Origin of the sequence: Oryzobacter telluris (assembly GCF_043099285.1) — a bacterium.
GTDB lineage: Bacteria > Actinomycetota > Actinomycetes > Actinomycetales > Dermatophilaceae > Oryzobacter > Oryzobacter telluris.
In genome coordinates this window covers 3,328,592-3,355,420 of the sequence record NZ_CP170723.1, presented here as the reverse complement: position 1 = coordinate 3,355,420, position 26,829 = coordinate 3,328,592, and the positions used below count along the sequence as shown (strand labels likewise).

The following is a 26,829-nucleotide window of genomic DNA, read 5'->3' as shown; positions in this document are numbered from 1 at the left end:
GAGGCCCCACGGGCTCCAGCCCGCCCGTCCTACGCTAGCAGCATGACCGAGGGGACGAGCGACGACGCCCGCACCGTGCTGGTGGTCGAGGACGAGCCGACGATCAACCAGGCCGTCACCGACCGGCTGCGCGCCGAGGGCCTCCGCACGGTGCAGGCGCACGACGGGCCGGCCGCCGTGGCGGCCTTCGAGGCGCACGCCCCGGACCTCGTCGTCCTCGACGTCATGCTCCCCGGCTTCGACGGGCTCGAGGTGTGCCGTCGCATCCAGGCGCTGCGGCCCGTCCCCGTCCTCATGCTCACGGCCCGCGACGACGAGACGGACCTGCTCGTCGGCCTCGGGGTCGGCGCCGACGACTACGTCACCAAGCCGTTCTCGATGCGGGAGGTCGTGGCGCGGGTGCGCGCCCTGCTGCGGCGGGTCGAGCGGGCCGAGGCGCTCGCGGCCTCCGACGTCCCGGCCCACCTCGACGCCGCCGGCCTCGTCATCGACGTCCGCACCCGACGGGTCGCCGTCGGGGGTGAGGTCGTGCACCTCACGCCGCTGGAGTTCGACCTCCTCTGCGCGCTGGCGACCGAGCCCGGCACGGTGCGCACCCGCGAGGTGCTGATGCGCGAGGTGTGGGGCTGGGGTGACGCCTCGGGCACCCGCACCCTCGACAGCCACGTCAAGGCGCTGCGCGCGAAGATCGGCGCCGACCGGGTTCGCACCGTGCACGGGGTCGGCTACGCGCTGGAGGTCGGCGCGTGAACACCGACCGCCCGCTCGACGGGGTCGGCTCGATCAAGGTCAAGCTCGGCCTGCTCGTGGGGATCAGCGTGCTCGTCGCCGTCACCATCGCGGAGGTCGCCGACGGCGGCCGGGTCCCGCTGTGGCTCAGCGTGCCCGTGACGGTGGTCGGGGCCCTGGCCGTGACCCAGTGGCTGGCCCGCGGGATGACGTCCCCGCTGCGCGAGATGACCGCGGCCGCGCAGGCCATGGCGGCCGGCGACTACGGCCAGCGGGTGCGGGCGTCCTCCACCGACGAGGTCGGCGAGCTGGGCCGCACCTTCAACGCGATGGCCGCCGACCTCGCCTCCGCCGACCAGCAGCGCCGCCAGCTCGTCGCCACCGTCTCGCACGAGCTGAGGACGCCGCTCACCGCCCAGCGGGCCCTGCTGGAGAACCTCGTCGACGGCGTGGTCCGTCCCGACGACGCTGCCCTGCGCGGTGCGCTCGCCCAGTCCGAGCGGCTCAGCGCCCTCGTCACCGACCTGCTCGACCTCTCCCGGATCGACGCGGGTGCCGCACCGCTGCGCCTCGCCGAGGTGAAGGTCGCGGGCCTGCTGCGCGCCGCCGTGGCCGAGGCGTCCGTCGACGGGCGGCCGGTGCGCGTGCGCGACGTCGTCGAGCCCGCCGACCTCGTGGTGCAGGCCGACCCCGGACGCCTGGCCCAGCTCGTCGCGAACCTCGTCGACAACGCGGTGCGGCACAGCCCCGCCGGGGGAGAGGTGCTGCTCACCGCCCGCGGCCTCGACGACACCCGCTGGGTCCTCGAGGTCCGCGACGAGGGACCCGGCATCCCGGCCGACCGGGCCGAACGGGTCTTCGAGCGCTTCGGCTCGGGTGACGACGCCTCGGGTGGCACGGGCCTGGGCCTGGCCATCGCCCGCTGGGTCGCCGAGCTCCACGGCGGTGAGGTCTCCGCCGTCCCCACGCCCCCCGACACCACCGGCGCCCTGCTGCGCGCCGTCCTGCCCCGACGGGCCCGTGCCACGCGGCCCACCCACCTCCAGGAGGAGCGCGCCATGACCACCCTGACCCCGGACCCCGCGCCCGCGCCGCCACCCGCCCCGGCTGCTCCCGCCCCGCTGGCCCCCGACGCGCCCGGCCCGCAGAACCCCTACGCCCGCGGCGACGGCGGCGGCTTCCTCGGCGCGGGGAGCCCGTGGCCCGAGGCCGACGGTCGCCCGCGCCCCGGCGTCGTCCTGGCCGCCCTCGGGATCGGCGCCTGGGCGTCGGTCACCTGGCCCGAGCGCAACGTCGGGATCGCCGTGACCGCGACGATGCTCGGGGCCGGCTACCTCATGTGGAGCGTCGCCCGCTTCCGCCGCACCACCTTCACCATCGCCTGCGCGGTGGCCGCCGCGCTGCTCGTGTCGGTGACCGCCCTGCGCGACGCCGGCGGGGTCGTCGTCCTCGCGGTGCTCGTCGCCGTCGTCGTCGCGGCCGCCGGGCTCACCCGCGCCCGCACCGTGCTCGCCGTCCCGCTGGCCGTGATGGCGTGGCCCCTGTCCGCGCTGCGCGGGCTCCCGCTCCTCGGCCGCACCATCACGACCACGAGCCGGATGCGCGTGCTGTGGCCGGTGCTGCGCACGGTCGGCTTCTCGCTCGTCGTCCTCGCGGTGTTCGGTGGCCTGTTCGCCTCCGGCGACGCCGTGTTCGGCACCTGGGCGGAGGCGGTGGTCCCCGACCTGGGCTGGGACACCATCGTCATGCGCACCTTCGTGCTGGTCCTCGTCGCCGGGGTTGTGCTCACCGGCGCCTACCTCGCGCTCAACCCGCCGGCCACCGCCGACGCCGCGCTCCCGGCGTCGCGCCGGGCGAGCCGTCCGTGGGAGTGGGCGGTGCCGGTCGGGATCGTCGTCGCCCTGTTCGCCGGCTTCCTCGTCGCCCAGGCCGCGGCGATGTGGGGTGGTCACACGTACCTGCGCGAGACCACCGGGCTCACCTACGCCGAGTACGTCCACCAGGGCTTCGGCCAGCTCACCGCCGCCACCTTCCTCACGGTGGTCGTCGTCGCCCTGACGATGCGGGTCGCGCGGCGCGAGTCGGCGCGCGACGGGCTGCTGCTGCGGCTGCTCCTCGGGGTCCTGTGCGTCCTCACCCTCGCCGTCGTGGCGAGCGCCCTGTACCGGATGTCGCTGTACCAGGAGGCGTACGGGTACACCGTGCTGCGCGTCTTCGTCGACGGCTTCGAGCTGTGGCTGGGGCTCGTCGTGGCCTTCCTCCTCGCCGGAGTCGTGCGGCTGCGCGGGTCGTGGATCCCGCGGGCCGTCCTCGTCTCGGCGGCGGTCTTCGCCCTCGGGTTCGCCGCGATGAACCCCGACGGCTGGGTGGCCGACCGCAACATCGACCGCTTCGAGGCGGGCAAGCCGCTCGACACCCTCTACCTGTCGACGCTCAGCGCCGACGCCACGCCGGTGCTCGCGGAGCGGCTGCCCCGCGACATCGCGCGCTGCGTCGCCGACCCGGGACGCGGGTTCGAGGGCACCGGCAAGGACGACGACCTCCTCGGGTGGAACCTCGGCCGCTCCCGCGCCGTCGCCGCCGTGAAGGGCCTTCCGGTCGCCTCGACCGGGTGCTCGTCCGTCGTCGTCGAGGAGTACCGCCCCCGCTGAGTCCCTCCGGGCTCTGGTCCACCCGGTCGACTCGGGTCCACCTGCGGGGATGGCGGTGCGAACGCACCGCCATCCCCGCAGATCGTCGCCACCCGAAATCCCGAGGCCCGCTGACGCCGCGCCACGGCATACTCCCGGACATGGACGACCGCACGGTGCTCGTGCTCAACGGGCCCAACCTCAACCTGCTCGGCGAGCGCGAGCCCGAGGTCTACGGCCACGCGACCCTCGCCGACGTCGAGGCCCTGTGCGTCGAGGCCGCGGGTCGGCACGGCCTCACCGTCGACTTCCGGCAGAGCAACCACGAGGGAACCCTCGTCGACTGGGTGCAGGAGGGGCGCGCCGTGGCGGCGGGCATCATCATCAACGCGGCCGGCTACACCCACACCTCGGTCGCCCTGCGTGACGCCCTCTCGGCCTGCCGCGTCCCGCGGGTCGAGGTGCACATCAGCGACATCCACGCGCGCGAGGAGTTCCGCCACCACAGCTATCTCACCGACGTCTGCGACCACCACGTCATCGGCCACGGCGTGCAGGGGTACGCGGAGGCCGTGGAGTGGGTCGCCGGTCAGCGCTCCGGTGCGTGACCTGCCGGCGCTCTGGCGCAGCGAGGAGTGGCGGGCCGGGCTCGAGGCCTGGCTGCTCCCCGCGCTGGAGGACGCCGGCCGCCGGGTGACCGGGCCACTCGTCCAGGAGCGGGTCCGGTTCTGGTCCACCGTGCTCCACGTCGAGACCGACGCCGGACGGGTGTGGGTCAAGGAGAACGCGCCCTCGCAGGGCTTCGAGGCGCGGCTCGTGGCGGTGGTCGACCGGCTGGCACCGGGCGCCGTGGCTCCGGTCGTCGCCGTGGAGGAGGAGCGCGGCTGGCTCGCGACCGCCGACCTCGGCCTGCCCATGTGGCACGACGAGACGCCCCCGCCCGTCGAGGACTGGGTGGCCGTCGTCGCCGACTACGCGCGCACCCAGCGGGCCCTCGCCGGCCACGAGGACGAGCTGCTCACCACCGGGCTGCCCCGGTTCCCCCGCGAGCCGGATGGCGTCGTCGCCTGGGTCGAGGGGCTGCTCGCCGAGCTGCGGGCACTCCCCGAGGACGACGAGCGCCGCCTCTCCGGCGACGAGGCCGCCGCGGTGCGCGACGGCCTCGGCCGGATCCACGACGCCGCCGGCGAGCTCGCGGCGAGCGCGCTGCCCGACGCGCTCCAGCACAACGACCTCCACCTCGGCAACGCCTTCCGGAACAACGGCGGCGCGGCCTTCATCGACCTCGGCGACGCGCTGTGGACCCATCCGCTGACCACCGCGCGCATCCCGCTGTGGATCATGCGGACCCGCTTCGACCTCGACCAGGAGCACCCCGACGTCGCCCGCACCGTGGACGCGTTCCTCGACCCGTGGACCGACCTGGCCGAGCGCGACGAGCTCGTGGCGCTCCTCCCCGCAGCCGACCGCCTGTCCTGCCTGCACCGTGCCGAGTCCTGGCGCCGCCTCCAGGCCGACGTGCCGGTGTCGTGCGTGGAGGGCCCGTTCCTGCGCACGGTGGCCGAGTGGCTCCTCGATGCCGCGGCCGTCGACCCGTACGCCTCCGCCGTCGCCCGCTGACCGGGTGTGACGCAGGTGCCCCGTCACGAACTTCCGAGTAACTACTAGGACGTCCTAGTATTTCGAGGAACGCCACCCGAAGGGACCCCACCCATGGCCGCGCAGCCGACCCGCCCCGACCTCCACGTGCCCGAGCACCCCGTCCGCATCGTCTCGGCCTCGGCCCTGTTCGACGGTCACGACGCCTCGATCAACATCATGCGGCGGATCATGCAGAGCCAGGGGGCCGAGGTCGTCCACCTCGGGCACAACCGTTCCGTGCAGGAGGTCGTCGACGCGGCGGTCGAGGAGGACGCGCAGGGCGTCGCGGTCTCCTCGTACCAGGGCGGGCACGTCGAGTACTTCGAGTACCTCGTCCAGCTCCTGCGCGAGGCCGGGGCCGGGCACGTCACGGTCGTCGGTGGTGGCGGTGGCGTCATCGTGCCGGAGGAGATCGCCCGGCTGCGCGAGGCCGGCGTCACGATCTTCAGCCCGGAGGACGGCCAGCGCCTCGGCCTGCCGGGCATGGTCAACCAGGTCATCGCCGCGTGCGACCGCGACCTCTGGGACGAGCAGCCCACCACGGTCGCCGCCGTCCTGGCAGGGGAGCGCTCGGCCGTCGCCCGCGCGCTGACCGCTGCCGAGACCGGCCACATCGGCGACGAGATGCGCGCCGAGCTCGAGCGCGCGGCCGCCGGTCGCACGGTGCCGGTCCTCGGCATCACCGGCACCGGCGGCTCGGGCAAGTCGAGCCTCACCGACGAGCTGGTCCGCCGCCTGCGCGTCGACCAGCAGGACAAGCTGCGCATCGCCTGCGTCGCCATCGACCCCACCCGCCGCCGCGGTGGTGGGGCCCTGCTCGGCGACCGCATCCGGATGAACAGCCTCGACGGCGACCGCGTCTACTTCCGCTCGCTCGCCACCCGTGGCGGGCGCGAGGTCCCCGAGGCGCTGCCGGACGTCATCACCATCCTCAAGGCGGCCGGCTACGACCTCGTCGTCGTCGAGACCCCCGGCATCGGCCAGGGCGACGCGGCCATCACCTCGTACGCCGACGTCAACCTCTACGTGATGACGCCCGAGTTCGGCGCCGCCAGCCAGCTCGAGAAGATCGACATGCTCGACTTCGCCGACGTCGTGGCCATCAACAAGTTCGAGCGCCGCGGGGCCATGGACGCCCTGCGCGACGTCGGCCGCCAGATGGTCCGCAACCGCGAGGCCTTCGGCAAGAAGCCCGAGGACATGCCGGTGTTCGGCACCTCCGCCGCCACCTTCAACGACGACGGGGTCACCGCCCTGTACCAGGAGCTCAGCACGCTCCTCGCGGACCAGGGGCTCCCGGTGTCCGAGGGCACCCTGCCGCGCGTCACGGTCCGCCACTCCTCGGTCCTGCGCCAGGTCGTCCCGCCCGCGCGGGTCCGGTACCTGTCGGAGATCTCCGAGACGGTGCGGGCCTTCCACGAGGAGACCGAGCGCTGGGCCGATGCCGCCCGCCGCGTCCAGCGGCTCTCCGAGGTGGGGTCCGCGCTCGAGCGCGCGGGCTCCGACCGCTCCGGGGTCGACGCCCTCCTCGTCGCCGCACGCGACGACCTGCCCCTCGCGGTCGCCCGCCAGCTCGCCGGCTGGTCGTCGGTCGTCGAGGCGTACTCGGGTGACGAGCAGGTGGTCACGGTGCGCGACAAGGAGATCCACACCTCGCTGGTGCGAGAGTCCCTGTCCGGCAACCGGATCCGCCGCGTCTCGCTTCCCCGCTACAGCGATGACGGCGACCTCGTGTCGTTCCTGCGCCGCGAGAACCTGCCGGGTTACTTCCCGTTCACCGCCGGCGTCTTCCCGTTCAAGCGGGACAACGAGGACCCCGCCAGGATGTTCGCGGGCGAGGGCGACCCCTTCCGCACCAACCGGCGCTTCAAGCTCGTCTCCGAGGGCCAGCCCGCCACCCGCCTGTCCACGGCGTTCGACTCGGTAACCCTCTACGGCCGCGACCCCGACCGCCGCCCCGACATCTACGGCAAGGTCGGCACGTCCGGCGTGTCCGTCGCGACGCTGGACGACATGAAGGAGCTCTACGCGGGCTTCGACCTCACGGCGCCCACGACGAGCGTCTCGATGACGATCAACGGCCCGGCGCCGACCATCCTCGCGTTCTTCCTCAACACCGTCATGGACCGCGCGGTCGAGGCGTGGGTCGAGGCGAACGAGCGGCAGCCGTCGGCCCAGGAGGCGGCCGACGTCCGCGCCAAGGCGCTGCAGGTCGTCCGCGGCACGGTGCAGGCCGACATCCTCAAGGAGGACCAGGGCCAGAACACCTGCCTGTTCTCCACCGAGTTCTCGCTGCGGATGATGGCCGACATCCAGGAGTGGTTCATCGCGCAGGGCGTGCGCAACTTCTACTCGGTGTCGATCAGCGGGTACCACATCGCCGAGGCCGGGGCGAACCCCATCAGCCAGCTCGCCTTCACCCTCGCCAACGGCTTCACCTACGTCGAGGCGTACCTCGCGCGCGGCATGGCCATCGACGACTTCGCGCCGAACCTGTCGTTCTTCTTCAGCAACGGCATGGACCCCGAGTACACGGTCATCGGCCGCGTCGCCCGCCGGATCTGGGCGGTCGCGATGAAGGAGAAGTACGGCGCCAACGAGCGCAGCCAGAAGCTGAAGTACCACGTGCAGACGTCCGGCCGCTCGCTGCACGCGCAGGAGATGGACTTCAACGACATCCGCACCACGCTGCAGGCGCTCGTCGCGATCTACGACAACGCCAACAGCCTGCACACCAACGCCTACGACGAGGCCGTGACGACCCCCGGCGAGGAGTCGGTGCGCCGCGCCCTCGCCATCCAGATGATCATCAACAAGGAGTGGGGCCTCGCGGTCAACGAGAACCCGCTGCAGGGCTCGTTCGTCGTCGACGAGCTCACCGACCTCGTCGAGGCCGCGGTGCTCGCCGAGTTCGACCGGATCTCCGAGCGCGGTGGCGTCCTCGGCGCGATGGAGACCGGCTACCAGCGCGGTCGGATCCAGGACGAGTCGATGCTCTACGAGCACCGCAAGCACGACGGGTCGCTGCCCATCGTCGGCGTCAACACCTTCCGCAACCCGCACGAGGGCGAGTCCCCGCGCGAGGTCGTCCTCGCCCGCGCGTCGGAGACCGAGAAGGAGAGCCAGCTGGCTCGGGTCACCACGTACCGCGAGGAGCACCGCGAGGAGGCGGAGCAGGCGCTCGCCCGCCTCAAGGAGGCCGCGACGGCCGGCGAGAACGTCTTCGCCGTCCTCATGGACGCCGCGCGGGTGTGCTCGCTGCAGCAGGTCACCGAGGCGTTCTTCGAGGTGGGCGGCCAGTACCGGCGCAACGTCTGACGTCGACCGGGCGTCACGCCCGGCGGGTCAGGGCGACGCGGTGAGCTGCAGGCGCACCACGCGGCGGCGCAGCGTGGGCGAGGCGTGCACCTCGTACCCGGCGTCGAGGAAGACCTGGAGCAGGCCCACCGAGGCCTCGTCCCAGATCACCGTCTTCCCCGGCGGCGGCTCGGTGGGGTAGCCCTCGAGGACGCGGGCGCCGACCTGCGAGCCGTACTCGACGGTGGCGGCGGCGAGCTCGTACATCAGGCCCTGACGGCGGAACCCCTTGCGGACCACGAAGCAGGTGACCGACCAGATGCCCTCGGCCTCGGGGTCCATCCGCATCCACGGCTGCTTGCGCGCCCAGATCCTCGGGTAGCTCTCCCGCGGCTCGACGGCGACCCAGCCGGCCGGCTCGCCGTCGACGTACCCGACGAGCCCGGAGGTGGGTCCGTCGGTGCCGCAGCCGGCCTGCTCCAGCAGCGCGGCGTCCCGCTCGTCCTGGGTGGTGTCGCGCCAGATCCAGCCGGGGACCTTCAAGGCCTGGCAGCGGCACTTCCGGGCACCCCCGGTGTCGAAGACCGCCTCGACGTCGTCGGCGGTCGCGGCGCTGGCCGGTCGCCAGGTGAACTCGGGCACGGGGCGACCCTAGCGGCGGGTCCGGACGGTTCGGGGGCGAGCACGAAACCCGGGTGACCGGCGTCGGTGCCGCGACGTAGGTTCGTCGGTGATGGCCACGACGACCGCACCACAGCCCACCTCGACCTCCGCGGACCACCGGGACTCCCCGCTGGACCGGCCCGGACGTCGGGTCGAGCTGCGTCGCCTGCGCGGCTGGTGGACCGGCGCGGCCCTCACGGCCTCCGCCATCGGTGCGGTCGGCCGCACCCTCGGGACCGTCGTCGCCGGGCTGCTGGCCGCCGACCCGTCCACCCGCCTGGTGGCGATGCTGGCGCTGTGCCTCGTCGGTGCGGCCGTCCTCGACACCGCGGGGCGCACCGTGTGGGCCGCCGTGGTCGACCGTGCCGAGGGCCGGCTGCGCGAGGACCTCCTCAGTGCCGCCCTTCACCAGCCGCTCGCCGCGCTGAACGAGCAGGCCGTGGGCGAGGTGCTCGACCGCGTCGACGACGACACCCACGACGTCGGGTCGATGCTGCGCCGGCAGGTCTGGGACGCCCTGCGCACCGTCTTCGCGGCGCTGCCGATGTGGGTCGTGGCCGGCCTCACGTGGTGGCCCTCGTGGTTCCTGTTCCCGCTCGCGGCCGTGGCCGCCTTCTTCCTCGTCCGCCGCCTGCTGCCCGAGATCTCCGAGCTCAAGGTGGCCGAGGAGATGGCCTGGACCGACCACGCGGCCGCGCTCGAGGAGGGCATCACCGCGCGCGACGACCTGCGCACCAGCCTCGGCCAGGCCCACGTCGTGCGCCGGCTCAGCACCCTGTCGGCCGTGGTCCACCGGCGGTTCGCGTCGGTGCTCGACCTGCAGGCGCGGGTCACCCGGCGCACCGGCGTGCTGCTCTTCGGGCTGCTGGCCGCCACCAGCGTGGCGGGTGTGGCCCTCGTCGTCTCCGACGACCTGTCGGTCGCCCGGCTCGTCACCCTCTTCCTCGTCACCAGCACGTTCGTGGGCCAGGTCGACCAGATGGCGCGACACCTGCCCGAGCTGCAGGCCGGCATCGGGGCGGTCACCCGCATCCGCCAGCTCCTCTCTGCCGAGCCCGAGCCCGAGGGCGGCCTGCACGTTCCCGGGGGCCCGCTCGAGCTCGAGTTCCGCGACCTGCACTTCACCTACGCCGAGGGCGACTTCGCCCTCGACGGCGTCGGGCTGACCGTGCCAGGCGGGCGCACCTGTGCCCTCGTCGGCCGTACCGGGTCGGGGAAGTCCACGCTGGCCTCGCTCGTCTCCCGGGCCGTCGAGCCGCCGCCGGGCACGGTGTTCCTGGGCGGCGTCGACGTCCTCGACGTCGACCTCCAGCGGCTGCGGGCCGCGGTGGGCGTGGTCACCCAGCGCACCGAGATCATCGCCGGCACCCTCGCCGAGAACATCACCCTGTTCGCCGACCTGCCGAGCTCACGGGTCGAGGCGGCGGTCGGGCAGCTCGGGCTCGACGAGTGGGTCGTCGGGCTCCCCGACGGGCTCGACACCGTCCTCGGACCGGGTGGCACCCCGCTCTCCGCGGGCGAGGAGCAGCTCGTCGCCTTCGCCCGGCTGCTCGTGCGCGACGTGTCGGTCGTCGTGCTGGACGAGGCCACCGCGCGGATGGACCCGCTCACCGAGGCCCTCGTCGTGCGGGCGGCCGACCGGCTGCTCACCGGACGCACCGGCATCCTCGTGGCGCACCGCCTGTCCACCACCGCGCGGGCCGACCTCGTCGCCGTCCTCGACCACGGCCGCGTCGTGCAGCAGGGCCGGCGCTCCGAGGTCGCGACCGCCGACGGTCCGTTCCGCCGGCTGCTCGAGGCCAGCGGCGACGACACCCGTGGCCCCTGGAGCGGGGCGGGTCCGGCCGTGGGGGAGGCCGACGACGGCGACGCCGTGGTGGGCGGCGTCCGCCGCACCGGCCCCGCGCCGGAGGTCCCGGACCCCGGGGACGGGCCGTCCCTGGCCCGCGCCGTCGTGTCCGCCCTGCTCGTGCGGCCACGATGGGGCGCCTGGCCCGCCGTCCTCTTCCTCGTCTCCGCCCTGGGGGGCTCGTACGGCGCCGCCACCGGCTTCGTCTGGGGCCGGGTCGTCGAGCACCTGCGCGACGGGGCCGGGTGGGACACCACCACGGTCGTCCTCACCTCGCTCACGGTGCTCTTCGTGATGGCCGCGCCGCTCCTCCTCACCGCCGCGATCCGCCGCTACCCCCGGTGGTGGATCGAGGTCATGCTGCGCGTGCGGATGTCGGTCCTGCTCGGGCAGACCCGCCAGCACCGGCTCGAGCGGACCCCGCCAGGCGAGGTCGTCGCGCGCTCGATGGACGCCGACCGGTACGCCCTGTACGCCGACCGCTGGGTCGACTTCCTCAACGGCCTGGCCATCGTGGCGGTCACCGCCGCGTTCGGCGGGAGCCTGCTCGCGGGCGGGGTGCTGCTCGTCGTCCTCGTCGGGTCCGCCCTGGCCTCGGCCGTGGGGCGCCCCATCGCCGGGCGCTCGGCCACCGAGTCGTCGAAGGCGCGGGCCCGGTTCGGGCGCTCGCTCGTCTCCGTCCTCGAGTCGGCCCGCACGGTCAAGCTCGCCGCCGCCACCCCGGCGGCGCACCGGCACCTGCGCTCCGTCGACGCCGGACGGGTCGAGGCCGCGGTCTTCGAGCACCGGGTCCAGGCCGTCCTCGACGGCGTGCCCGTCGTCATGGTGCAGGCCGGGGTCGTGGCCGCGTGGGCGACGTTCGCCCTCGGCCACTGGGAGCTGGGCACCGCCATCCTCGTCGCCGGTGCGGTCAACGGTTTCGACTGGTTCGGCCGGGTGGCCGGGGCCGTCGTCACCGAGGCTCCCGGCACGCGGTCGTGGCAGCGCGCCACCGCCCGCCTCGCCGGTGGCGTCGACCTCGTCCGGCTGCCGGCGGGTGTCGACCTCGTCGAGGGCACCGCGCCGAGCGCCGAGGTGCCCGGGCAGGTGCCGCTGCGCGAGCTGCGGCTCCGGGACGTGGCCGCGGTCCACGACGACGGCACCCGGGGCGTCGAGGGCGTCGACCTCACCGTGCGTGCGGGAGAGCTCGTGCTCCTGCTCGGGCAGGTGGGCTCCGGCAAGTCCAGCCTCCTCGGCGCCCTGGCCGGCCTCCTCGACCACACGGGGTCCATCGCGTGGAACGGGGTCGAGGTCGAGGACGCGCAGGTCTTCCTCCGCCCCGGCCAGGTCTCGCACGTGGCCCAGGTCCCGCGCGTGCTGTCCGGCACCTTCGCCGACAACGTCGTCCTCGGCCACGGCCGCGCCCTCCAGCGCGCCATCAGCGACGCCCGGCTGCGCGCCGACGTCGACGACGCCGGTGGCCACGACGCCGTGGTCGGCCACCGCGGCGTGCGGCTCTCCGGCGGTCAGGTCCAGCGGCTGGCGCTCGCCCGGGCCCTCGCGGCCGAGACCGAGCTGGTGCTCGCCGACGACGTCTCCAGCGCGCTCGACGCCGCCACCGAGGTCGAGCTCTGGGCGGCCCTGCGCGAGCGCGGCACCACGGTCATCGGGGCCACCTCGAAGCGGTCGGCGCTGGCCCAGGCCGACCGCGTGGTCGTCCTCGTCGACGGGCGCGTCGCCGCGCTCGGCCCCTGGCACGAGCTCGCCGGCCGCTGGGGCCACCTCGCCGGCTGACCCCGCGACACGCCTCCTCGCCGCGCGTGACAACCATCGGTGCCCCTCACCGCGTCTGGGAGGGTGACGGCACATCGGGGACGAGGGGAAGGGACCACGGTGGGGGACGAGGAGGTCCGCGGCGACTTCGCCGCGTACGTGCGGGCACGACAGCACGCGTTCGTCCGCTTCGCCTACCTGCTGACGGGGGACGCGCACGAGGCGGAGGACCTCGTCCAGAGCGCCTTCGCCCGGGTGTACCGGCCCACCCGCAACGCACTGACGCGCTGCGTGCTGGGTCGCGGTTGCGAGCAGGTCGCCGCCGATCTGCGAACGGCGTCGTCCGTCGAGGACGGGTCTCCCCGGTACGTGGTGGTGGGCGCTCGATGAGCGCCCTCCGCGGGACGAGGTCGGTCACGACACGCGTCCGCGAGCCGCGACCGGGCCGGATCGGGCCGTCGGGTCTGGGAAGGTGGGCGCCGAGGGGCACGACGCGAGAGGCACGACGATGGGCGACGAGGTGACGGGCGGCGACGTCGCCGGTGCCGAGACCCCTCGGCGGGGTCGGCCGCGGGCTGCCGTGGCGGGCGCCGCCATCGCCGCGCTGGTCGCGGGTGGGGTCGGCCTCGCCACCTGGGTGGACCGCAGCGGGAGACCGGCGCCCGGCACCGCTCCGACCGATCGGGCCATGGGCCTCACCACCCCGGACGCGGGCCCCACGCCGTCGGACACCGCGACCACGTCATCGCCGACCCCCAGCCCGACCGCCCCACCGACGGTGTCGGCGTCACCCTCCGCGCCCCCGCCGAAGACCCCGACCACCGTGCCGGTGCCGTGGGCGGCCGGCAGCACGGTCCACCTGCAGTCCGGGACGATCGGCGTGGGCGCGGGTCGCCAGGTCAGGCGCTTCGCCCCCCTGGCGTCCGGCGGTGCCGTCGTCGCGACCGACCCCGGCTCGGCCGGGAACCTGCGCTGGCGGATCCACGACTCCCGCGGTCGGGTGGTCGACGACCTCGGCCGGCCGCAGCAGGTCGAGGTGAGCCGCGACGGACGGCTGCTGGCCCTGCAGAAGGGCGTCGACGCCCCCGTCACGGCCCTCGACCAGCGGGGCCGCCGCCTCGGCACGAAGGACCTCGGTGGTGCGGTGGTGGCCGTCGCCGACGGCTGGGTCTGGACGACCTCGCAGACCGGGACCAGGGGCTGGCAGGTGTCGACGGGCCGCGTCCGCACGCTGACCTCCCGGCTCACCGCGGTGTCCGCCGACGGTCGGCGCGGCGGGGCGACGAGCTTCGGCAAGGACGGCCGCAGCCGCTGCTGGCGCGTCGTCGACCTCACGAGGTCGTCGGCTCCCGTGCTCCTCGAGCGGTGCGGCGCCGACAACCCCGAGGGCTTCACGCCGCAGGAGTTCAGTGGCAACGGGCGCCTCGTCATCGGGACCGACGACGCCGACGGCGGCTTCTACTTCCGCGTCGTCGTCGCGCGGGTCGCCGACGGGCGGGTGCTCACCGGTCGGTCGGTCCAGGGGGAGCGCGTCGACGGGTGGACGTGGGCTCTCGCCGCCGACGCGCGCTCGATCCTGTTCTCCCGCAACGTCGCCGAGCCGCGCTTCCCCGCCAGCCGCAACGACCTCGCGCGCTGCACGCTCGACCTCGCGTGCACGCAGGTCCAGGAGGACGTCCGCCTGGCCGGCGAGGTCACCCAGCCGCGGTACGTCGTGGGCCAGCCACTCCTGCCCGCCCGCTGACGCCCGCCCTCCTACGCGCCGAGGCGCTCCCGCAGCCAGGTGATGTCGGCGGTCTGGCCCACGACGCCACCGGGGGTCTCGACGACGACCGGCGCGCCGGCGTCCCTCACGAGGTCGGCCAGGTCGGCGCCGTCGATGTGGCCGGAGCCGAGGTTCGTGTGCCGGTCGGCGCCGGAGTCGAACTCGTCGCGGCTGTCGTTGCAGTGGACGAGGTCGATGCGCCCGGTGATGGCCCGCACCTTGTCGACGACGCTGCCGAGGTCGTTGCCGCCGGCGTGGGCGTGGCAGGTGTCGAGGCAGAAGCCGACGGTGTCGCCGCCCTCGGCCCGGCCGATCGCCTCCCAGAGCCGCTCGATCGCCTCGAGCCGGCGCGCCATCGCGTTGTCGCCGCCGGCCGTGTTCTCGATGAGGAGGGGCACCGGCATCTCGAGCCCGTCGACGCACTTGCGCCAGTTGTCGAAGCCGACGTCGGAGTCCTCCTCCTTGCCCAGGTGGCCTCCGTGGACGATGACGCCCTTGGCCCCGATCTCGGCCGCGGCCGTGAGGTGCTGCTGGAGCAGCTTGCGCCCGGGGATGCGGATGCGGTTGTTCGTGGCCGCCACGTTGATCGGGTAGGGCGCGTGGACGTACAGGTCGACGCCCGCGGCCTCCGCCGCCTCCTTGAGCGTGGCCGCCCCGCCCGCGTAGTCGACGACGGGCCCCTTGTAGCTCTGGGGGTCGCCGAGGAAGAACTGGCTCAGGGTCGCGCCCCGGGCCGCGGCCTCGGCCACGGGGTCGGTGCTGTCGACGTGTCCTCCGATGCGCAGTGCCATGGCACCACCGTAGGACAGGGCAGGATGGCGCCATGCAGATCGCGAACACCACCGCCATCGTCACCGGGGGCGCCTCAGGCCTCGGCGCCGCCACCGCGGCCGCCCTCGCCGCGGGGGGAGCGCGCGTCGTCGCCCTCGACCTCGCCACCGCCTGCGAGTCCGGCCCCGCCGTCGAGGGGGTCGAGTACGTGCCCACCGACGTCACCTCCGAGGAGGACGTGCGCGCTGCCGTGGCCCGCGCATCCGACGACCCGGCCCGCCCCCTGCGCATCGTCGTCAACTGCGCCGGCATCGGCCCCTCGGCCCGCATCGTCGGACGCAAGGGCGTCCACGACCTCGGGCTGTACCGCAAGGTCGTCGAGATCAACCTCATCGGCTCGTTCACGGTCCTCGCCGTCGCGGCCGAGGCCATCGCCGCCACCGAGCCCGACACCGACGCCGACGGCCAGCGCGGCGTCATCATCAACACGGCGAGCATCGCGGCCTTCGACGGCCAGGTCGGCCAGGCCGCGTACGCGTCCTCCAAGGGAGGCATCGTCGGCCTCACCCTCCCGGCTGCCCGTGACCTGGCCCAGTACGGCATCCGCGTGCTGACCATCGCCCCCGGCATCGTCGAGACCCCGATGCTCGCGACCGTCTCCGACGAGTTCCGCGCCGGCCTCGCCGCCGGGGTGCCGTTCCCGCAGCGACTCGCGCGCCCCGAGGAGTACGCGAAGCTCGCCCTCGCCGTCATCGACCACGACTACCTCAACGGTGAGGTCATCCGGATGGACGGCGCGCTCCGGATGGCGCCGCGCTGACCCTTCGCGTGATGCCGCTCGACGACCTCGGCGCACCGGTGCCCCTCGCGGGCCCGGTGCGCCGCGTCGTCTCCCTCGTCCCGTCGTTGACCGAGGCGCTCGCCGCCACGTGTCCCGAGCTCCTCGTGGGCGCCACCGACTGGTGCACCCACCCGGCCGACCTCGACGACCGCGGCGTCACCCGGGTGCGGGGGACGAAGAACCCCGACCTGGCGGCCGTGGCGGCGCTGCGGCCCGACCTCGTCGTGACGAACAAGGAGGAGAACCGCGAGCTCGACGTGCGCCGGCTGCGCGAGCGGGGCGTCGCGGTCTGGGTGACCGACATCGAGACCGTGCCCGCCTCCATCGCCTCGATGCGGCGGCTGTTCCGCGAGGGGCTGGGCGTGGCGGAGGACCCGGACTGGCTGGTGTCGGCCGAGGCCGCGTGGGGCGGCCCGGTGCCGCCGCCGACGGCCCGCGTGGTCGTCCCCATCTGGCGGGACCCGTGGATGGTCGTGGGCCGCCCGACGTTCACCGCCGACCTCCTCGCGCGGTTGGGGTTCGAGGTCGTGACGGGAGGGGTGGTGGGGCGCTACCCGGCGGTGGAGGTGACGGCGGTGGACGACCCCGCGGTGGCCGACGTCGTCCTTCTGCCGGACGAGCCGTACGTGTTCACGGAGAAGGACGGGCCGGAGGTGTTCTCGCACTTGCCGACCCGGCTCGTGTCGGGTCGGCTGCTCACCTGGTACGGGCCTGCGCTGGTCGATTCGGCGATTTCGCTGGACCGATCCTGAGCGTGTAATGTCTCCGTCGCGCCCGGGGTCACGTACCGCGGTCGCACGCCCCCTTAGCTCAGTCGGCAGAGCGTTTCCATGGTAAGGAAAAGGTCGTCGGTTCGATTCCGACAGGGGGCTCTGGTCCGACCGGGGCTGGTCGAGAGGCTGGTCCGGATCGAACCCCTGGCGGGGTAGCTCAGCTGGTTAGAGCGCACGACTCATAATCGTGAGGTCGCGGGATCGAGCCCCGCTCCCGCTACCAAGGCCGCGATTTCGGGGAATGCCCGGAGCCGCGTACCCTGTTGTGCTGGTGTCGCGCGAGCCTTCGTGCCCCGGTGCGACACCCCGAGATCGATTCACTTCCCGAGAGCAGGTTGCTTCCATGGCCAAGGCCACCGACGTCCGCCCCAAGATCACCCTGGCGTGCACGGAGTGCAAGGAGCGCAACTACATCACCAAGAAGAACCGGCGCAACGACCCCGACCGGCTCGAGCTGGCGAAGTTCTGCCCGCGTTGCAAGAAGCACACCGCGCACCGCGAGACCCGCTGACCCCAGCGTCGCTCCCCGAGGCCGCCCGCACCCCTGGTGCCGGCGGCCTCGCGCATGTCCGGCGTCACTAGAGTGGTCGGCATGGCCGTGAACCCAGACTTCGTCGGGCGGAGCTACCCGCCGAGCGGACCGTACGCCGTCGACGCCGCCCTCATCGCCGCGTTCGCCGCGGCCGTCGGTGCCACCGACCCCGTGCACACCGACCCCGAGGCGGCCCGCGCCGCCGGGTACGGCGACGTCGTGGCCCCGCCCACCATGGCCGTGCGGTTCTCGCAGGCAGCCGAGCGCGCGTACGTGACCGATCCCGAGGCCGGCATCGACTTCAGCCGGGTCGTCCACGGCGAGCAGCGGTTCGTGCACCACCGCCCCATCACCGCGGGTGACGAGGTCGTGGGCGCGACGACGGTCGACGCCGTGCGCGCCGCCGGTGGCCACGCGATGATCACCACGCGGACCGAGCTCTCGACGAGCACCGGTGAGGCGCTCGCGACCTCCACCTCGACCATCGTCGTGCGCGGCGGGGAGGACTGAGATGACCGTGCGCCAGCTCTCGCAGGTGTCCGTCGGCGATGTCGTCGGGCCCGTCACCGTGCCCGTCGAGCGCGGGACCCTCGTCGCCTACGCGAACGCGTCCGGCGACCAGAACCCCATCCACCAGGACGAGTCCTTCGCCCGCTCCGTCGGGCTGCCCGACGTCATCGCCCACGGCATGTGGACGATGGGGGCGTCCGGCACGGTCGTCGCCGACTGGGCCGGTGACGCGGGGCGCGTCGTCGAGTTCGGGACGCGCTTCACCAAGCCCGTGGTGGTGCCCTCCGGCGGCACCGAGATCGTCGTGCAGGGCGTGGTCAAGGCGGTCGACGCCGAGACCGGCCGGGTCACGGTCGACCTCACGACGACGTGCGGTGGCGAGAAGGTCCTGGGCCGCTGCATCGCGGTCGTGAAGCTCGACTGATGCGCGAGCTCCTTCACGAGCCGATCGCCGGGCACACGACGATGCGGGTCGGTGGCCCGGCCGCGCGCTTCGTGGTGGTCGAGACGCCGGACGAGCTGGTCGACGCGGTCCGTGAGGTCGACGACGCCGACGAGCCGCTGCTCGTCCTCGGCGGTGGGTCGAACCTCGTCGTCGCCGACGCCGGGTTCGAGGGCACGGTCGTCAAGGTCGCGACGAGCGGGGTCGAGGTCGACTCGGCCGACCTGTGCGGGGGAGCGAACGTCACCGTCGCCGCGGGTGAGGACTGGGACGGCTTCGTCGCGCGTGCGGTCGCGGAGGGGTGGTCGGGGATCGAGGCGCTGTCCGGGATCCCGGGGTCCTCCGGCGCGACCCCGGTGCAGAACGTGGGGGCGTACGGGCAGGAGGTGGCGCAGACCATCGCGCGCGTGCGGGTGTGGGACCGGCTGCAGCAGCAGGTCCGCACGATGACGACGCTCGACTGCCGGTTCACCTACCGGCACTCGCTGTTCAAGGGAACCGACCGGTACGTCGTCATCGACGTGATGTTCCAGCTCGTGCTCCAGTCGCTCTCGCAGCCGGTGGGCTACGCCGACCTCGCCACCCAGCTGGGTGTGTCTGTGGGCGACCGGGTTCCCCTGGCGGAGGCGCGCGAGGCGGTCCTCGAGCAGCGCCGCCGGCGGGGGATGGTCCTCGACGCCCCCGACCACGACACGTGGAGCTGTGGGTCGTTCTTCACCAACCCGATCCTGGGTGAGGCGGAGTTCGAGGTCCTGCGCGAGCGGGTCTCCTCGCGCCTCGGTGCGGACGCGGCGGCGCCTCCGGCCTACCCGGACGGTCGCGGCCAGGTGAAGACGAGCGCCGCGTGGCTGATCGAGCGGGCGGGGTTCGGCAAGGGGTTCGGGATGCCGGGGCCGGCCGCGCTGTCCACCAAGCACACGCTCGCGGTGACCAACCGCGGCTCGGCGACCGCGGCCGACGTCGTAGGGCTGGCGCGCACGGTGCGCGACGGCGTCGAGGACGCCTTCGGCGTCCGCCTCGTCAACGAACCCGTCCTCGTCGGCGACACCCTCTGACGCTGGCCCTCGCCCTGGGCTCTCAGGAGGCCTCGTCTCGGCGGCGGCCGATCCGCGGCGCGTACCAGTGGGGTGGCTTCGCGTAGGCGCAGGTCGCTTCGGAGTACCACCACTGCGCGAGGGCGGGGGACTCGCCCTGGTCCGGGCGGTGGCAGAGGCAGAGGGCGAACTGGGTGCCGTCGAGCCCACGGATGACGTCGGCCAGCTTGAGGTCGCCGGCGCGGGTCTCGAGGCGGGCCACGAGGGCTGCGGAGAGCTGCCGCCGGGTCGCGTAGGCCCGTTGGCTCAGGCCGAGCCGCCGACGGTCCGCGCGGATGGCGAGGCCCACCTCGTCGGGGAGGCGCAGCGACGCCCGCGCGGCGAGCAGCCCGGCCGCGAACGTGGGCCAGGTGCGGGGTGTTCGTGTCATGGGGAGAGACTCGGCCGAGCCACCCGGGGGCGGGAGGGGGCCCCGACGTCCTGTGGACAACACGGTGCCGCGAGGCGGGCTGTGGACGACCGGAAACGACATCGGTCGGTCGGTCGAGCCGCCCCCGAGCCGGCGGAGGTGCGGCTGCGCGGTCCCGGGGGCCGTGAGCGCTGGGGTTGGGGCGCGTGGACGCGCGTCAGGCGAGCCAGGCGGTGATGTCGCGCTCCGCCGCCTCGCGGACGTCGGAGGGTGCCCGGCTGGCGGCGAGGGAACCGCGGGCGAGGTCGGCCAGCTCGGTGTCCGAGAAGCCGTGGTCCGCCCGCGCGGACGCGTACTGGTCGGCCAGCCGCGACCCGAAGATCAGCGGGTCGTCCGCGCCCAGTGCCACCCGGGCGCCTGCCGAGACCAGCCGCCGCAGCGGCACGTCACCCGCCTCGTCGAACACCCCGAGCGCCACGTTCGACAGCGGACACACCTCCAGCGCCACCTCGTCGCGCACCACGCGATCGAGCACCGCGGCATCCTCCACGGACCGCACCCCGTGACCCAGCCGGTCCGGCGCGATCGCGTCGAGCGTCGCCGTCACGGCCTCGGCACCCAGCAGCTCACCGGCGTGCGGCACCAGCGCCAGCCCGGCCCGCCGCGCGATCGCGAAGGCCGCCGCGAACTCGCCCGTGTCGCCCCGCCGCTCGTCGTTCGACAGCCCGAAGCCGACCACCGAGCCGGCCCCGGACCCCGCGTGGCTCGCCGCCAGCCGGGCCAGCGTGCGCGCCTCCAGAGGGTGCCGCATCCGGCTCGCCGCCACGACCACACCCACCCGAGCAGCCCCCGGCTCCGACGACACCGCCCGCGCCTCGTCGAGCACGATCTCCAGCGCCGGGGTGATCCCGCCGACGAACGGGGCGTACGAGGTCGGGTCGACCTGGATCTCCAGCCACCGCGACCCCTCGGCGCCGTCGTCGAGCGCCGCCTCGCGCACGATCCGGCGCATCTCGGCCTCGCCGCGCACCGTGGCACGAGCCGCGTCGTAGAGCTTCTGGAACCGGAACCACCCGCGGGCGTCCACCGCGTCGAACCGCGGGGGCCACTCCGTCGTCAGCGACGCCGGCAGCCGGATGCCGTGCTCCGCCGCCAGCTCGCGCACCGTGCCGACGCGCATCGAGCCGGTGAAGTGGAGGTGGAGGTGCGCCTTCGGGAGGTCGGTGACCGATCGCGACGGGGAGGGGACCGCGGACGTCACCCGGCGTCGAGGTCCTCGTCGGCGTCGCCGACGACGTGCATGGCGGCCTCCTCGGCCGAGGCGCCCGCGCCGTCGATGCCGACGTCCTCGCCGACGAGGTCCTTCTCGTCGTCCGAGCCCAGCCCCTCGTCGGGAGCCACGAGCCGACCGGCCCGCACGTCGCCGACCTGGTCGTCGCCCATCCAGTCGTCCGACGCCTCGATGCTGTCGGGGTCGTCGCCCCCGAGGCGGTCCTCGTCCAGGCCGCTCTCGTTGTCGGGCGCCCCGTACGCCGACGACGGGTCAGGGACCTCCTGGCGGATCCGCTCCTCGATCGTCTCGTCGCGGGCCTGCTCCTCGGCGGTCACGCCGTGCGCGAGCGAGCCGTGCAGCCGCTCGGCCGGCGAGAACCCCCGGTCGAGGACGTCCTCGACGTCCTCCTGGTCGAGGGTGTCCTCGGGCTGCAGCTGGTCCTCGGCGTCGACGCTGTAGCTGCCGAGGTCGTCGGTCAGGTCATCGGGCTGGTCTGACATGACCTCACCCTACGCGCGGGCGAGGTGCTCCGCGGTGGCCAGGGCGACGCAGGTCGCCACGCCCGCCATCGCCGTCTCGACCTCGGCGAGGCCCGGGAACGACGGCGCCAGACGGATGTTGCGGTCGCGCGGGTCGTGCCCCAGCGGGAACGACGCACCAGCGGGGGTCAGCGCGATCCCGGCCTCCTTGGCCAGCTGCACCACACGCGTCGCGCACCCGTCGAGGACGTCGAGGGAGACGAAGTACCCGCCGGCGGGGCTGGTCCACTCGGCCACCCCGAGCCCGTCGAGCTCGCCACGCAGGGCGCTCTCCACGGCCGCGAACTTCGGCGCGAGGATGGCGCGGTGCGCGCGCATGTGCTCGCGCACCCCGTCGGCCGAGCCGAAGAACTGCACGTGCCGCAGGTGGTTGACCTTGTCCGGGCCGATCGACGCGAACTGCTGGTGCCCCAGGTAGCCCTTCACCGTCTCCCGGGACGCCGCGAGGAACGCCACGCCCGAGCCTGCGAACGTGATCTTGCTCGTCGAGGCGAACATCACCGGCCGGTGCGGGTTCCCCGCCGCCGAGGCCAGCGACAGGATGTCGGCCGTCTTCGCCTCGTCCTGGGTGAGGTGGTGGAAGGCGTAGGCGTTGTCCCAGAAGATCCGGAAGTCGGGAGCCGCGGTCGGCATCGAGGCGAGCCGGCTCGCGACCTCCTGCGACACGACGGAGCCGGCCGGGTTGGCGTACGTGGGGACGATCCAGATGCCCTTCACCGACGGGTCGTCCTTGACGAGCGCCTCCACGGCGTCGACGTCCGGGCCGTCGGGCAGCATCGGCACGGTCACCATCTCGATGCCGTACGAGGCGAGCATCGTGAAGTGCCGGTCGTAGCCGGGCACCGGACAGACGAAGGTGACCTTCTCCTCGTCCTTCCACGGCCGCGGCGACTCGACGCCACCGTGCAGGAGGTGCTGCACCAGCACGTCGTGCATCATCGTCAGGCTCGACGAGCCGCCGGCGACGACCTGGTCGGGGTCGACCCACAGCAGCTCGGCGAAGATCTCGCGCAGCTCGCGCAGCCCGTTGAGGCCGCCGTAGTTGCGCACGTCGGTGCCGTCGGCGTCGAGGTGGCCGCGGGGAAGGGAGAGCAGCCCCTCGGCGAGGTCGAGCTGCTCGGCGCTGGGCTTGCCGCGCGTGAGGTCGAGCTTCAGGCCGCGCTCCTGCAGGGCCGCGTAGGCCGTGCGCTGCTCCTCGAGGAAGGCCGCCAGCTGCTCGGGGGAGCGCTCGGCGAGCGGGGTGCGGTCGGGGGCCGGCGTGGTCTGCGTGCTCACGCGCCCATCGTCCCAGAACCCCCTCGCCGCAGGGGAGGCCTCCCCATGGCGTGGGACGACCGGGTCGGCGAGGGTGGCCGACGACGGGGGTCGATCCGCGACCACCCGCACCCATCCGGGGGGAACCAGATGCGCAGCACCAGAACCCGTCCACTCCTCGTCGCCGTGGCAGCCGTCGCGGTGGCCGTCACCGGCGTCGTCACGACGACCGTCGCCACCGCCCCGTCCGCCGAGGCCGCACCCAGCACCGTCCGCGTCATCACGCACAACCTCGAGAAGAAGCCGGAGGCGCTGGAGAAGGTGATCGCGCTCGCCGCCGCCACGACGGCCCCCGAGGTGGTCCTGCTCCAGGAGGTCTGCGCCGACATGCTGCCGAGGATCAGGCAGCTCGGCTTCACCACCTTCCACGCGCGGCGCTCGACCAAGTGCGCGGGGGCGGACCCCAGGCTCGGCGAGGCCACGGTGTGGACCGGGTCCGGCGCCTCGGAGTTCGGTCCCGTGGAGCTGCTGAAGAAGGACGACCAGTCCTACGGGATGGCGTGCCTCGACCTCCGCCACGCGGGCAGCCGGATCCGCGCGTGCTCGACCCACCTCATCGCCGGGCGCACGAAGCAGGCTCCCTTCCGCGAGCGGCTGACCGCAAGGATCCGCACCACCACGGCGGGGTGGATCAGCCCCCAGCGAACCGTCATCGTCGGAGGTGACTTCAACACCAACCCGACGTTCAGGGCCATGGACGCCCTCTACGGAGTCGGCCCGTCGGCGAACGGCAGGTTCCGGGAGATCGCGCAGACCGCGGGGTCGGGTCACACCAGGCGGGACGGGGCGTGGACCTCGGGCAGCGCGACCGGGGCGGCCGGTGACACCCGCCGCAAGATCGACTACGTCTTCGTCTCGAAGGTCGGGTCTCGTCCCGCCGGCGGGTCGGAGCGCACGATGTCCTCGCCCTCCAACCACCGCATCCTCTACGGGCTGGTCCCGCTGGGCTGACCGGTGTGGCGTGGCGCCCCGGCCGACCGGGTTCGCGGTCGGCCCGGGGCGTCCCGTATGCTTGCCGTTCGGTGTGACCAGCTTCGTCCTGCCCCCGGGTAGGTGATGGTCGCACCGCGGAGCACCACCAACCGGGTGCTCCGTAGGGCAGTGGCTCAATTGGTAGAGCACCGGTCTCCAAAACCGGCGGTTGGGGGTTCGAGTCCCTCCTGCCCTGCGTCGCACGTGTGGTTCGTCCACGACTGCGCCCCGCCTCCACGGCTGGGGTGCCTTCGCGGTCGTGCCGCGCCGAGGCACCCGATCGACCAGCAAACGACGTGAAGAGGCACCGTGACTGACGTGGGTCAGACCAGGACTCCCTCCCGCCCGACCAAGGGCCGGGAGCGGGGCGGCAACCCCATCTCCCGGTGGGTCAAGGCACTCACGCTGTTCGTCAGCCAGATCCTCGACGAGCTCCGCAAGGTCGTGCGCCCCACGCGCTCCGAGCTGTGGAACTACACGCTCGTCGTCATCGTGTTCGTCACGGTGATGATGGCGCTGGTGTCGGGTGTCGACTTCGGCTTCAGCAAGCTCGTCGGCCTGGTGTTCGGCTCGTCCTGACGCCCGCGCCCACCCGCGCCGTCAGCCCCCGCCCCACCAGCCACCACCGCAACCAGGAAGAGGTCACCCGTGTCCGACCAGTGGACCGACACCCCCGACGTGGCGTCCGATGACGCCCCCGAGGTGCTGCCCGACGCCCTGACGGAGGGCTCGCGCGAGGCCGACTCGGTCGCCGAGGGCCTCGACTCCGCCGTCGGTGCCGAGCAGGTCGACGCCGAGGACGAGACCGACGCGCCCGCCGCCGTCGAGACCGACGCCTCCGACGAGTCCGATGACGAGGACGGCACCTCCCTCGAGGCCGACGCCTCCGACGCCTCCGGCGACGACGACGCCCCCACCCTCCTCCAGGACGAGGACGGCGACATCCTCCCCGAGGGTGTCGACGCGGTCCAGGCGTTCAAGGACGACCTGCGCAGCAAGGTCGGCGACTGGTACGTCGTGCACTCCTACGCGGGCTACGAGAACCGCGTCAAGGCCAACCTCGAGACCCGCATCACCTCCTTGAACATGGAGGACTACATCTTCGAGATCCAGGTCCCCATGGAGGAGGTCACCGAGATCAAGAGCGGTCAGCGCAAGCTGGTCCGCCGCGTCCGGATGCCCGGCTACGTCCTCGTCCGCATGGACCTCACCGACGAGTCGTGGGGCGCCGTGCGCCACACCCCCGGGGTCACCGGGTTCGTCGGCAACGCGCACCAGCCGGTGCCGCTGACCTTCGACGAGGTCTTCGGCATGGTCAAGCCCGCCGACCTCGAGGCCTCCGCCGCGCAGGCCGCGGGCGGCCAGGCCCCCGCGGGCGGCGGCCGCGAGGCAGCCGTCGTCGACTTCGAGGTCGGCGAGTCGGTCACCGTCATGGACGGCCCGTTCGAGACCCTCCCCGCGACGATCTCCGAGATCAACCCCGACACCCAGAAGCTCAAGGTGCTCGTCTCCATCTTCGGCCGGGAGACCCCGGTCGAGCTCTCCTTCAGCCAGGTCTCCAAGCTCTGACCGAAGGACCCCCGCCCCGGGGTTCGGGGCTGCAAAGGGGTCATCGCCCACGGCGTCGGCCCACCACACCAGAACAAGGACAGACATGCCTCCCAAGAGCAAGAAGGTCTCCGGCTACATCAACCTGCAGATCCAGGCAGGTGCCGCGACCCCCGCGCCCCCCGTCGGCCCCGCGCTCGGTCAGCACGGCGTCAACATCATGGAGTTCGTCAAGGCGTACAACGCGGCGACCGAGCACCAGCGCGGCAGCATCATCCCCGTCGTCATCACCGTCTTCGAGGACCGCTCGTTCACCTTCATCACCAAGACGCCCCCGGCGTCGGAGCTGATCAAGAAGGCCGCGGGCGTCCAGAAGGGCTCCGGCGAGCCGCACAAGGTCAAGGCCGGCAAGCTCACCAAGGACCAGGTGCGCGAGATCGCCGAGACCAAGATGCCCGACCTCAATGCGAACGACATCGACGCCGCGATGAAGATCATCGCCGGCACCGCCCGCCAGATGGGCATCGACACCGAGCTCTGAGCTCGACACCCGCTTGACCGGCCCGCCCTCGCGGCGGGCCGGGGTGGGGCACCACCCGGTGTCCCACCAGTGGCAGGGCCAGCGCCGGCCCGATGACCACGACTCCCACCTGAACCACCAGGAGCAGCAGATGAAGCGCAGCAAGTCCTACCGCGCCGCGGCCGAGAAGATCGACGCCGACAAGGCGTACGCCCCGCTCGAGGCCGTCCGCATCGCCAAGCAGACCGCGTCGGCGAAGTACGACGAGACCGTCGAGGTCGCCATGCGCCTCGGCGTCGACCCCCGCAAGGCCGACCAGATGGTCCGCGGCACGGTCAACCTCCCCCACGGCACGGGCAAGACCGCCCGCGTCCTCGTCTTCGCCAACGGCGACAAGGCCGAGGCCGCCACGGCCGCCGGTGCCGACTTCGTCGGCTCCGACGACCTGCTCGAGAAGGTCGCCGGCGGCTGGCTCGACTTCGACGCCGTCGTCGCCACCCCGGACCTCATGGGCAAGGTCGGTCGTCTCGGCAAGGTGCTCGGCCCGCGTGGCCTCATGCCCAACCCGAAGACCGGCACCGTCACCATGGACACCGCCAAGGCCGTCACCGACATCAAGGGCGGCAAGATCGAGTTCCGCGTCGACAAGCACGCGAACCTCCACTTCATCATCGGCAAGGCGTCCTTCGACGAGAAGGCCCTCGTCGAGAACTACGCCACCGCGCTGGAGGAGATCCTGCGTCTGAAGCCGGCCGCCTCCAAGGGCCGCTACATCACCAAGGCGACCCTCGCCACGACGATGGGCCCCGGCATCCCGCTGGACTTCACCAAGACCCGTTACCTCCTGGTCGAGGACGCGTCCGCCGAGGCCTGATCCGGCCGGAGCACCGCACGGAAGCCCGCCATCCCGCACCGGGGTGGCGGGCTCCGTCGTGCCGGGGGGTCGACGATTTGGGGGGAGGACGCCCCCTCCCGTACGCTGGGTCACGACCGAAGACCGCCGGATGTCGCGTGCACCCGCACGA

Annotated in this window: 25 protein-coding genes and 3 tRNA genes; 22 read left to right on the top strand and 6 right to left on the bottom strand. The window is 73.5% G+C overall.

The features are described 5' to 3' along the window. The first annotated feature begins 42 nt into the window (after nucleotides 1-42). The 5 genes from ACFLFB_RS15630 (at nucleotide 43) to icmF (ending at nucleotide 8,318) form a co-directional block, all read left to right on the top strand. Nucleotides 43-750, top strand: a complete 708-nt coding sequence (locus ACFLFB_RS15630) for a response regulator (protein ID WP_392543092.1) — start codon at nucleotides 43-45, stop codon at nucleotides 748-750. Beyond that, nucleotides 747-3,380: a DUF4153 domain-containing protein gene (locus tag ACFLFB_RS15625; protein WP_392543091.1), complete on the top strand. Its 2,634-nt coding sequence runs from the start codon at nucleotides 747-749 to the stop codon at nucleotides 3,378-3,380. The genes ACFLFB_RS15630 and ACFLFB_RS15625 overlap by 4 nt, the downstream gene beginning before the upstream one ends. 140 nt (nucleotides 3,381-3,520) lie before the next feature. Continuing rightward, the gene (gene aroQ, locus ACFLFB_RS15620) at nucleotides 3,521-3,967 is read left to right on the top strand and encodes a type II 3-dehydroquinate dehydratase (protein ID WP_392543090.1); all 447 of its coding nucleotides are present in this window, start codon (nucleotides 3,521-3,523) and stop codon (nucleotides 3,965-3,967) included. After that, nucleotides 3,960-4,979 (top strand): hypothetical protein, encoded by a 1,020-nt coding sequence (locus ACFLFB_RS15615; RefSeq protein WP_392543089.1) that lies wholly within the window; start codon nucleotides 3,960-3,962, stop codon nucleotides 4,977-4,979. The genes aroQ and ACFLFB_RS15615 overlap by 8 nt, the downstream gene beginning before the upstream one ends. Nucleotides 4,980-5,072: 93 nt before the next feature. Further along, entirely contained in the window at nucleotides 5,073-8,318 is a 3,246-nt protein-coding gene (icmF, locus tag ACFLFB_RS15610; RefSeq protein ID WP_392543088.1) for a fused isobutyryl-CoA mutase/GTPase IcmF, read from the top strand. A 27-nt stretch (nucleotides 8,319-8,345) separates the two neighbouring features. Here icmF and ACFLFB_RS15605 read toward each other — a convergent pair whose 3' ends face one another. After that, nucleotides 8,346-8,939 (bottom strand): GNAT family N-acetyltransferase, encoded by a 594-nt coding sequence (locus tag ACFLFB_RS15605; protein WP_392543087.1) that lies wholly within the window; start codon nucleotides 8,937-8,939, stop codon nucleotides 8,346-8,348. 91 nt (nucleotides 8,940-9,030) lie between these two features. On the opposite strand from ACFLFB_RS15605, the gene ACFLFB_RS15600 reads away from it, so the two are divergent. The 3 genes from ACFLFB_RS15600 (at nucleotide 9,031) to ACFLFB_RS15590 (ending at nucleotide 14,305) form a co-directional block, all read left to right on the top strand. Beyond that, nucleotides 9,031-12,582, top strand: coding sequence for an ATP-binding cassette domain-containing protein (locus ACFLFB_RS15600; RefSeq protein WP_392543086.1), 3,552 nt, complete (start codon nucleotides 9,031-9,033; stop codon nucleotides 12,580-12,582). A 99-nt stretch (nucleotides 12,583-12,681) separates the two neighbouring features. Beyond that, nucleotides 12,682-12,951 (top strand): sigma factor, encoded by a 270-nt coding sequence (locus ACFLFB_RS15595; protein ID WP_392543085.1) that lies wholly within the window; start codon nucleotides 12,682-12,684, stop codon nucleotides 12,949-12,951. 118 nt (nucleotides 12,952-13,069) lie between these two features. Then, entirely contained in the window at nucleotides 13,070-14,305 is a 1,236-nt protein-coding gene (locus ACFLFB_RS15590) for a hypothetical protein (RefSeq protein WP_392543084.1), read from the top strand. 11 nt (nucleotides 14,306-14,316) lie between these two features. Here ACFLFB_RS15590 and ACFLFB_RS15585 read toward each other — a convergent pair whose 3' ends face one another. Continuing rightward, a complete protein-coding gene (locus ACFLFB_RS15585; RefSeq protein WP_392543083.1) occupies nucleotides 14,317-15,117 on the bottom strand; it encodes a deoxyribonuclease IV in 801 nt (266 codons plus the stop codon). 32 nt (nucleotides 15,118-15,149) lie between these two features. On the opposite strand from ACFLFB_RS15585, the gene ACFLFB_RS15580 reads away from it, so the two are divergent. The 8 genes from ACFLFB_RS15580 to ACFLFB_RS15545 all read left to right on the top strand — a co-directional run bounded on the left by ACFLFB_RS15580 (nucleotide 15,150) and on the right by ACFLFB_RS15545 (nucleotide 19,250). Further along, the gene (locus tag ACFLFB_RS15580; protein ID WP_392543082.1) at nucleotides 15,150-15,917 is read left to right on the top strand and encodes an SDR family NAD(P)-dependent oxidoreductase; all 768 of its coding nucleotides are present in this window, start codon (nucleotides 15,150-15,152) and stop codon (nucleotides 15,915-15,917) included. Nucleotides 15,918-15,928: 11 nt separating this feature from the next. Further along, a complete protein-coding gene (locus tag ACFLFB_RS15575; RefSeq protein WP_392543081.1) occupies nucleotides 15,929-16,690 on the top strand; it encodes a helical backbone metal receptor in 762 nt (253 codons plus the stop codon). Between the two features lie 47 nt (nucleotides 16,691-16,737). Beyond that, nucleotides 16,738-16,810, top strand: a tRNA-Thr gene (locus ACFLFB_RS15570). 47 nt (nucleotides 16,811-16,857) lie between these two features. After that, nucleotides 16,858-16,934 (top strand) — tRNA-Met (locus ACFLFB_RS15565). 120 nt (nucleotides 16,935-17,054) lie between these two features. Further along, nucleotides 17,055-17,222: a 50S ribosomal protein L33 gene (gene rpmG, locus ACFLFB_RS15560; RefSeq protein ID WP_030526789.1), complete on the top strand. Its 168-nt coding sequence runs from the start codon at nucleotides 17,055-17,057 to the stop codon at nucleotides 17,220-17,222. A gap of 81 nt (nucleotides 17,223-17,303) precedes the next feature. Next, nucleotides 17,304-17,753 carry a MaoC family dehydratase N-terminal domain-containing protein gene (locus tag ACFLFB_RS15555; RefSeq protein ID WP_392543080.1) on the top strand — a complete coding sequence of 150 codons (450 nt, stop codon included), beginning with the start codon at nucleotides 17,304-17,306 and terminating at the stop codon, nucleotides 17,751-17,753. A gap of 1 nt (nucleotide 17,754) precedes the next feature. Beyond that, nucleotides 17,755-18,177, top strand: a complete 423-nt coding sequence (locus ACFLFB_RS15550; protein ID WP_392543079.1) for a MaoC family dehydratase — start codon at nucleotides 17,755-17,757, stop codon at nucleotides 18,175-18,177. Next, nucleotides 18,177-19,250: a UDP-N-acetylmuramate dehydrogenase gene (locus ACFLFB_RS15545; RefSeq protein WP_392543078.1), complete on the top strand. Its 1,074-nt coding sequence runs from the start codon at nucleotides 18,177-18,179 to the stop codon at nucleotides 19,248-19,250. Before ACFLFB_RS15550 ends, ACFLFB_RS15545 begins: the two co-directional genes overlap by 1 nt. A 22-nt stretch (nucleotides 19,251-19,272) precedes the next feature. Here the strand turns inward: ACFLFB_RS15545 and ACFLFB_RS15540 are convergent, their stop codons facing one another. From ACFLFB_RS15540 to ACFLFB_RS15525, 4 genes are all read right to left on the bottom strand, one after another. Next, nucleotides 19,273-19,659, bottom strand: a complete 387-nt coding sequence (locus tag ACFLFB_RS15540; RefSeq protein WP_392543077.1) for a hypothetical protein — start codon at nucleotides 19,657-19,659, stop codon at nucleotides 19,273-19,275. 196 nt (nucleotides 19,660-19,855) lie between these two features. Further along, a complete protein-coding gene (locus tag ACFLFB_RS15535) occupies nucleotides 19,856-20,899 on the bottom strand; it encodes an adenosine deaminase (protein WP_392543076.1) in 1,044 nt (347 codons plus the stop codon). Next, a complete protein-coding gene (locus tag ACFLFB_RS15530) occupies nucleotides 20,896-21,411 on the bottom strand; it encodes a DUF5709 domain-containing protein (protein ID WP_392543075.1) in 516 nt (171 codons plus the stop codon). Before ACFLFB_RS15530 ends, ACFLFB_RS15535 begins: the two co-directional genes overlap by 4 nt. A 9-nt stretch (nucleotides 21,412-21,420) precedes the next feature. After that, entirely contained in the window at nucleotides 21,421-22,725 is a 1,305-nt protein-coding gene (locus ACFLFB_RS15525; RefSeq protein ID WP_392543074.1) for an aminotransferase class I/II-fold pyridoxal phosphate-dependent enzyme, read from the bottom strand. Between the two features lie 129 nt (nucleotides 22,726-22,854). Between ACFLFB_RS15525 and ACFLFB_RS15520 the strand changes: the two genes are divergently transcribed. From ACFLFB_RS15520 to rplA, 6 genes are all read left to right on the top strand, one after another. Continuing rightward, entirely contained in the window at nucleotides 22,855-23,715 is an 861-nt protein-coding gene (locus tag ACFLFB_RS15520; protein WP_392543073.1) for an endonuclease/exonuclease/phosphatase family protein, read from the top strand. Between the two features lie 144 nt (nucleotides 23,716-23,859). Then, nucleotides 23,860-23,932 (top strand) — tRNA-Trp (locus tag ACFLFB_RS15515). Between the two features lie 122 nt (nucleotides 23,933-24,054). Continuing rightward, nucleotides 24,055-24,315 (top strand): preprotein translocase subunit SecE, encoded by a 261-nt coding sequence (secE, locus tag ACFLFB_RS15510; protein WP_392543072.1) that lies wholly within the window; start codon nucleotides 24,055-24,057, stop codon nucleotides 24,313-24,315. Nucleotides 24,316-24,384: 69 nt separating this feature from the next. Next, nucleotides 24,385-25,305, top strand: coding sequence for a transcription termination/antitermination protein NusG (nusG, locus tag ACFLFB_RS15505; protein ID WP_392543071.1), 921 nt, complete (start codon nucleotides 24,385-24,387; stop codon nucleotides 25,303-25,305). An 85-nt stretch (nucleotides 25,306-25,390) separates the two neighbouring features. After that, entirely contained in the window at nucleotides 25,391-25,825 is a 435-nt protein-coding gene (gene rplK, locus ACFLFB_RS15500) for a 50S ribosomal protein L11 (RefSeq protein ID WP_392543070.1), read from the top strand. A 130-nt stretch (nucleotides 25,826-25,955) separates the two neighbouring features. After that, nucleotides 25,956-26,678, top strand: coding sequence for a 50S ribosomal protein L1 (gene rplA, locus ACFLFB_RS15495; RefSeq protein ID WP_392543069.1), 723 nt, complete (start codon nucleotides 25,956-25,958; stop codon nucleotides 26,676-26,678). The last annotated feature ends 151 nt before the right edge of the window (nucleotides 26,679-26,829 follow it).

Bases quoted from the DNA above. Each gene is read 5' to 3' on its own strand.
- ACFLFB_RS15630 (WP_392543092.1), top strand. From the start codon at position 43: ATGACCGAGGGGACGAGCGACGACGCCCGCACCGTGCTGGTGGTCGAG.
- aroQ (WP_392543090.1), top strand. From the start codon at position 3,521: ATGGACGACCGCACGGTGCTCGTGCTCAACGGGCCCAACCTCAACCTG.
- icmF (WP_392543088.1), top strand. From the start codon at position 5,073: ATGGCCGCGCAGCCGACCCGCCCCGACCTCCACGTGCCCGAGCACCCC.
- ACFLFB_RS15600 (WP_392543086.1), top strand. From the start codon at position 9,031: ATGGCCACGACGACCGCACCACAGCCCACCTCGACCTCCGCGGACCAC.
- ACFLFB_RS15590 (WP_392543084.1), top strand. From the start codon at position 13,070: ATGGGCGACGAGGTGACGGGCGGCGACGTCGCCGGTGCCGAGACCCCT.
- ACFLFB_RS15585 (WP_392543083.1), bottom strand. From the start codon at position 15,117: ATGGCACTGCGCATCGGAGGACACGTCGACAGCACCGACCCCGTGGCC.
- ACFLFB_RS15580 (WP_392543082.1), top strand. From the start codon at position 15,150: ATGCAGATCGCGAACACCACCGCCATCGTCACCGGGGGCGCCTCAGGC.
- ACFLFB_RS15575 (WP_392543081.1), top strand. From the start codon at position 15,929: ATGCCGCTCGACGACCTCGGCGCACCGGTGCCCCTCGCGGGCCCGGTG.
- rpmG (WP_030526789.1), top strand. From the start codon at position 17,055: ATGGCCAAGGCCACCGACGTCCGCCCCAAGATCACCCTGGCGTGCACG.
- ACFLFB_RS15555 (WP_392543080.1), top strand. From the start codon at position 17,304: ATGGCCGTGAACCCAGACTTCGTCGGGCGGAGCTACCCGCCGAGCGGA.
- ACFLFB_RS15550 (WP_392543079.1), top strand. From the start codon at position 17,755: ATGACCGTGCGCCAGCTCTCGCAGGTGTCCGTCGGCGATGTCGTCGGG.
- ACFLFB_RS15545 (WP_392543078.1), top strand. From the start codon at position 18,177: ATGCGCGAGCTCCTTCACGAGCCGATCGCCGGGCACACGACGATGCGG.
- ACFLFB_RS15540 (WP_392543077.1), bottom strand. From the start codon at position 19,659: ATGACACGAACACCCCGCACCTGGCCCACGTTCGCGGCCGGGCTGCTC.
- ACFLFB_RS15530 (WP_392543075.1), bottom strand. From the start codon at position 21,411: ATGTCAGACCAGCCCGATGACCTGACCGACGACCTCGGCAGCTACAGC.
- ACFLFB_RS15520 (WP_392543073.1), top strand. From the start codon at position 22,855: ATGCGCAGCACCAGAACCCGTCCACTCCTCGTCGCCGTGGCAGCCGTC.
- rplK (WP_392543070.1), top strand. From the start codon at position 25,391: ATGCCTCCCAAGAGCAAGAAGGTCTCCGGCTACATCAACCTGCAGATC.
- rplA (WP_392543069.1), top strand. From the start codon at position 25,956: ATGAAGCGCAGCAAGTCCTACCGCGCCGCGGCCGAGAAGATCGACGCC.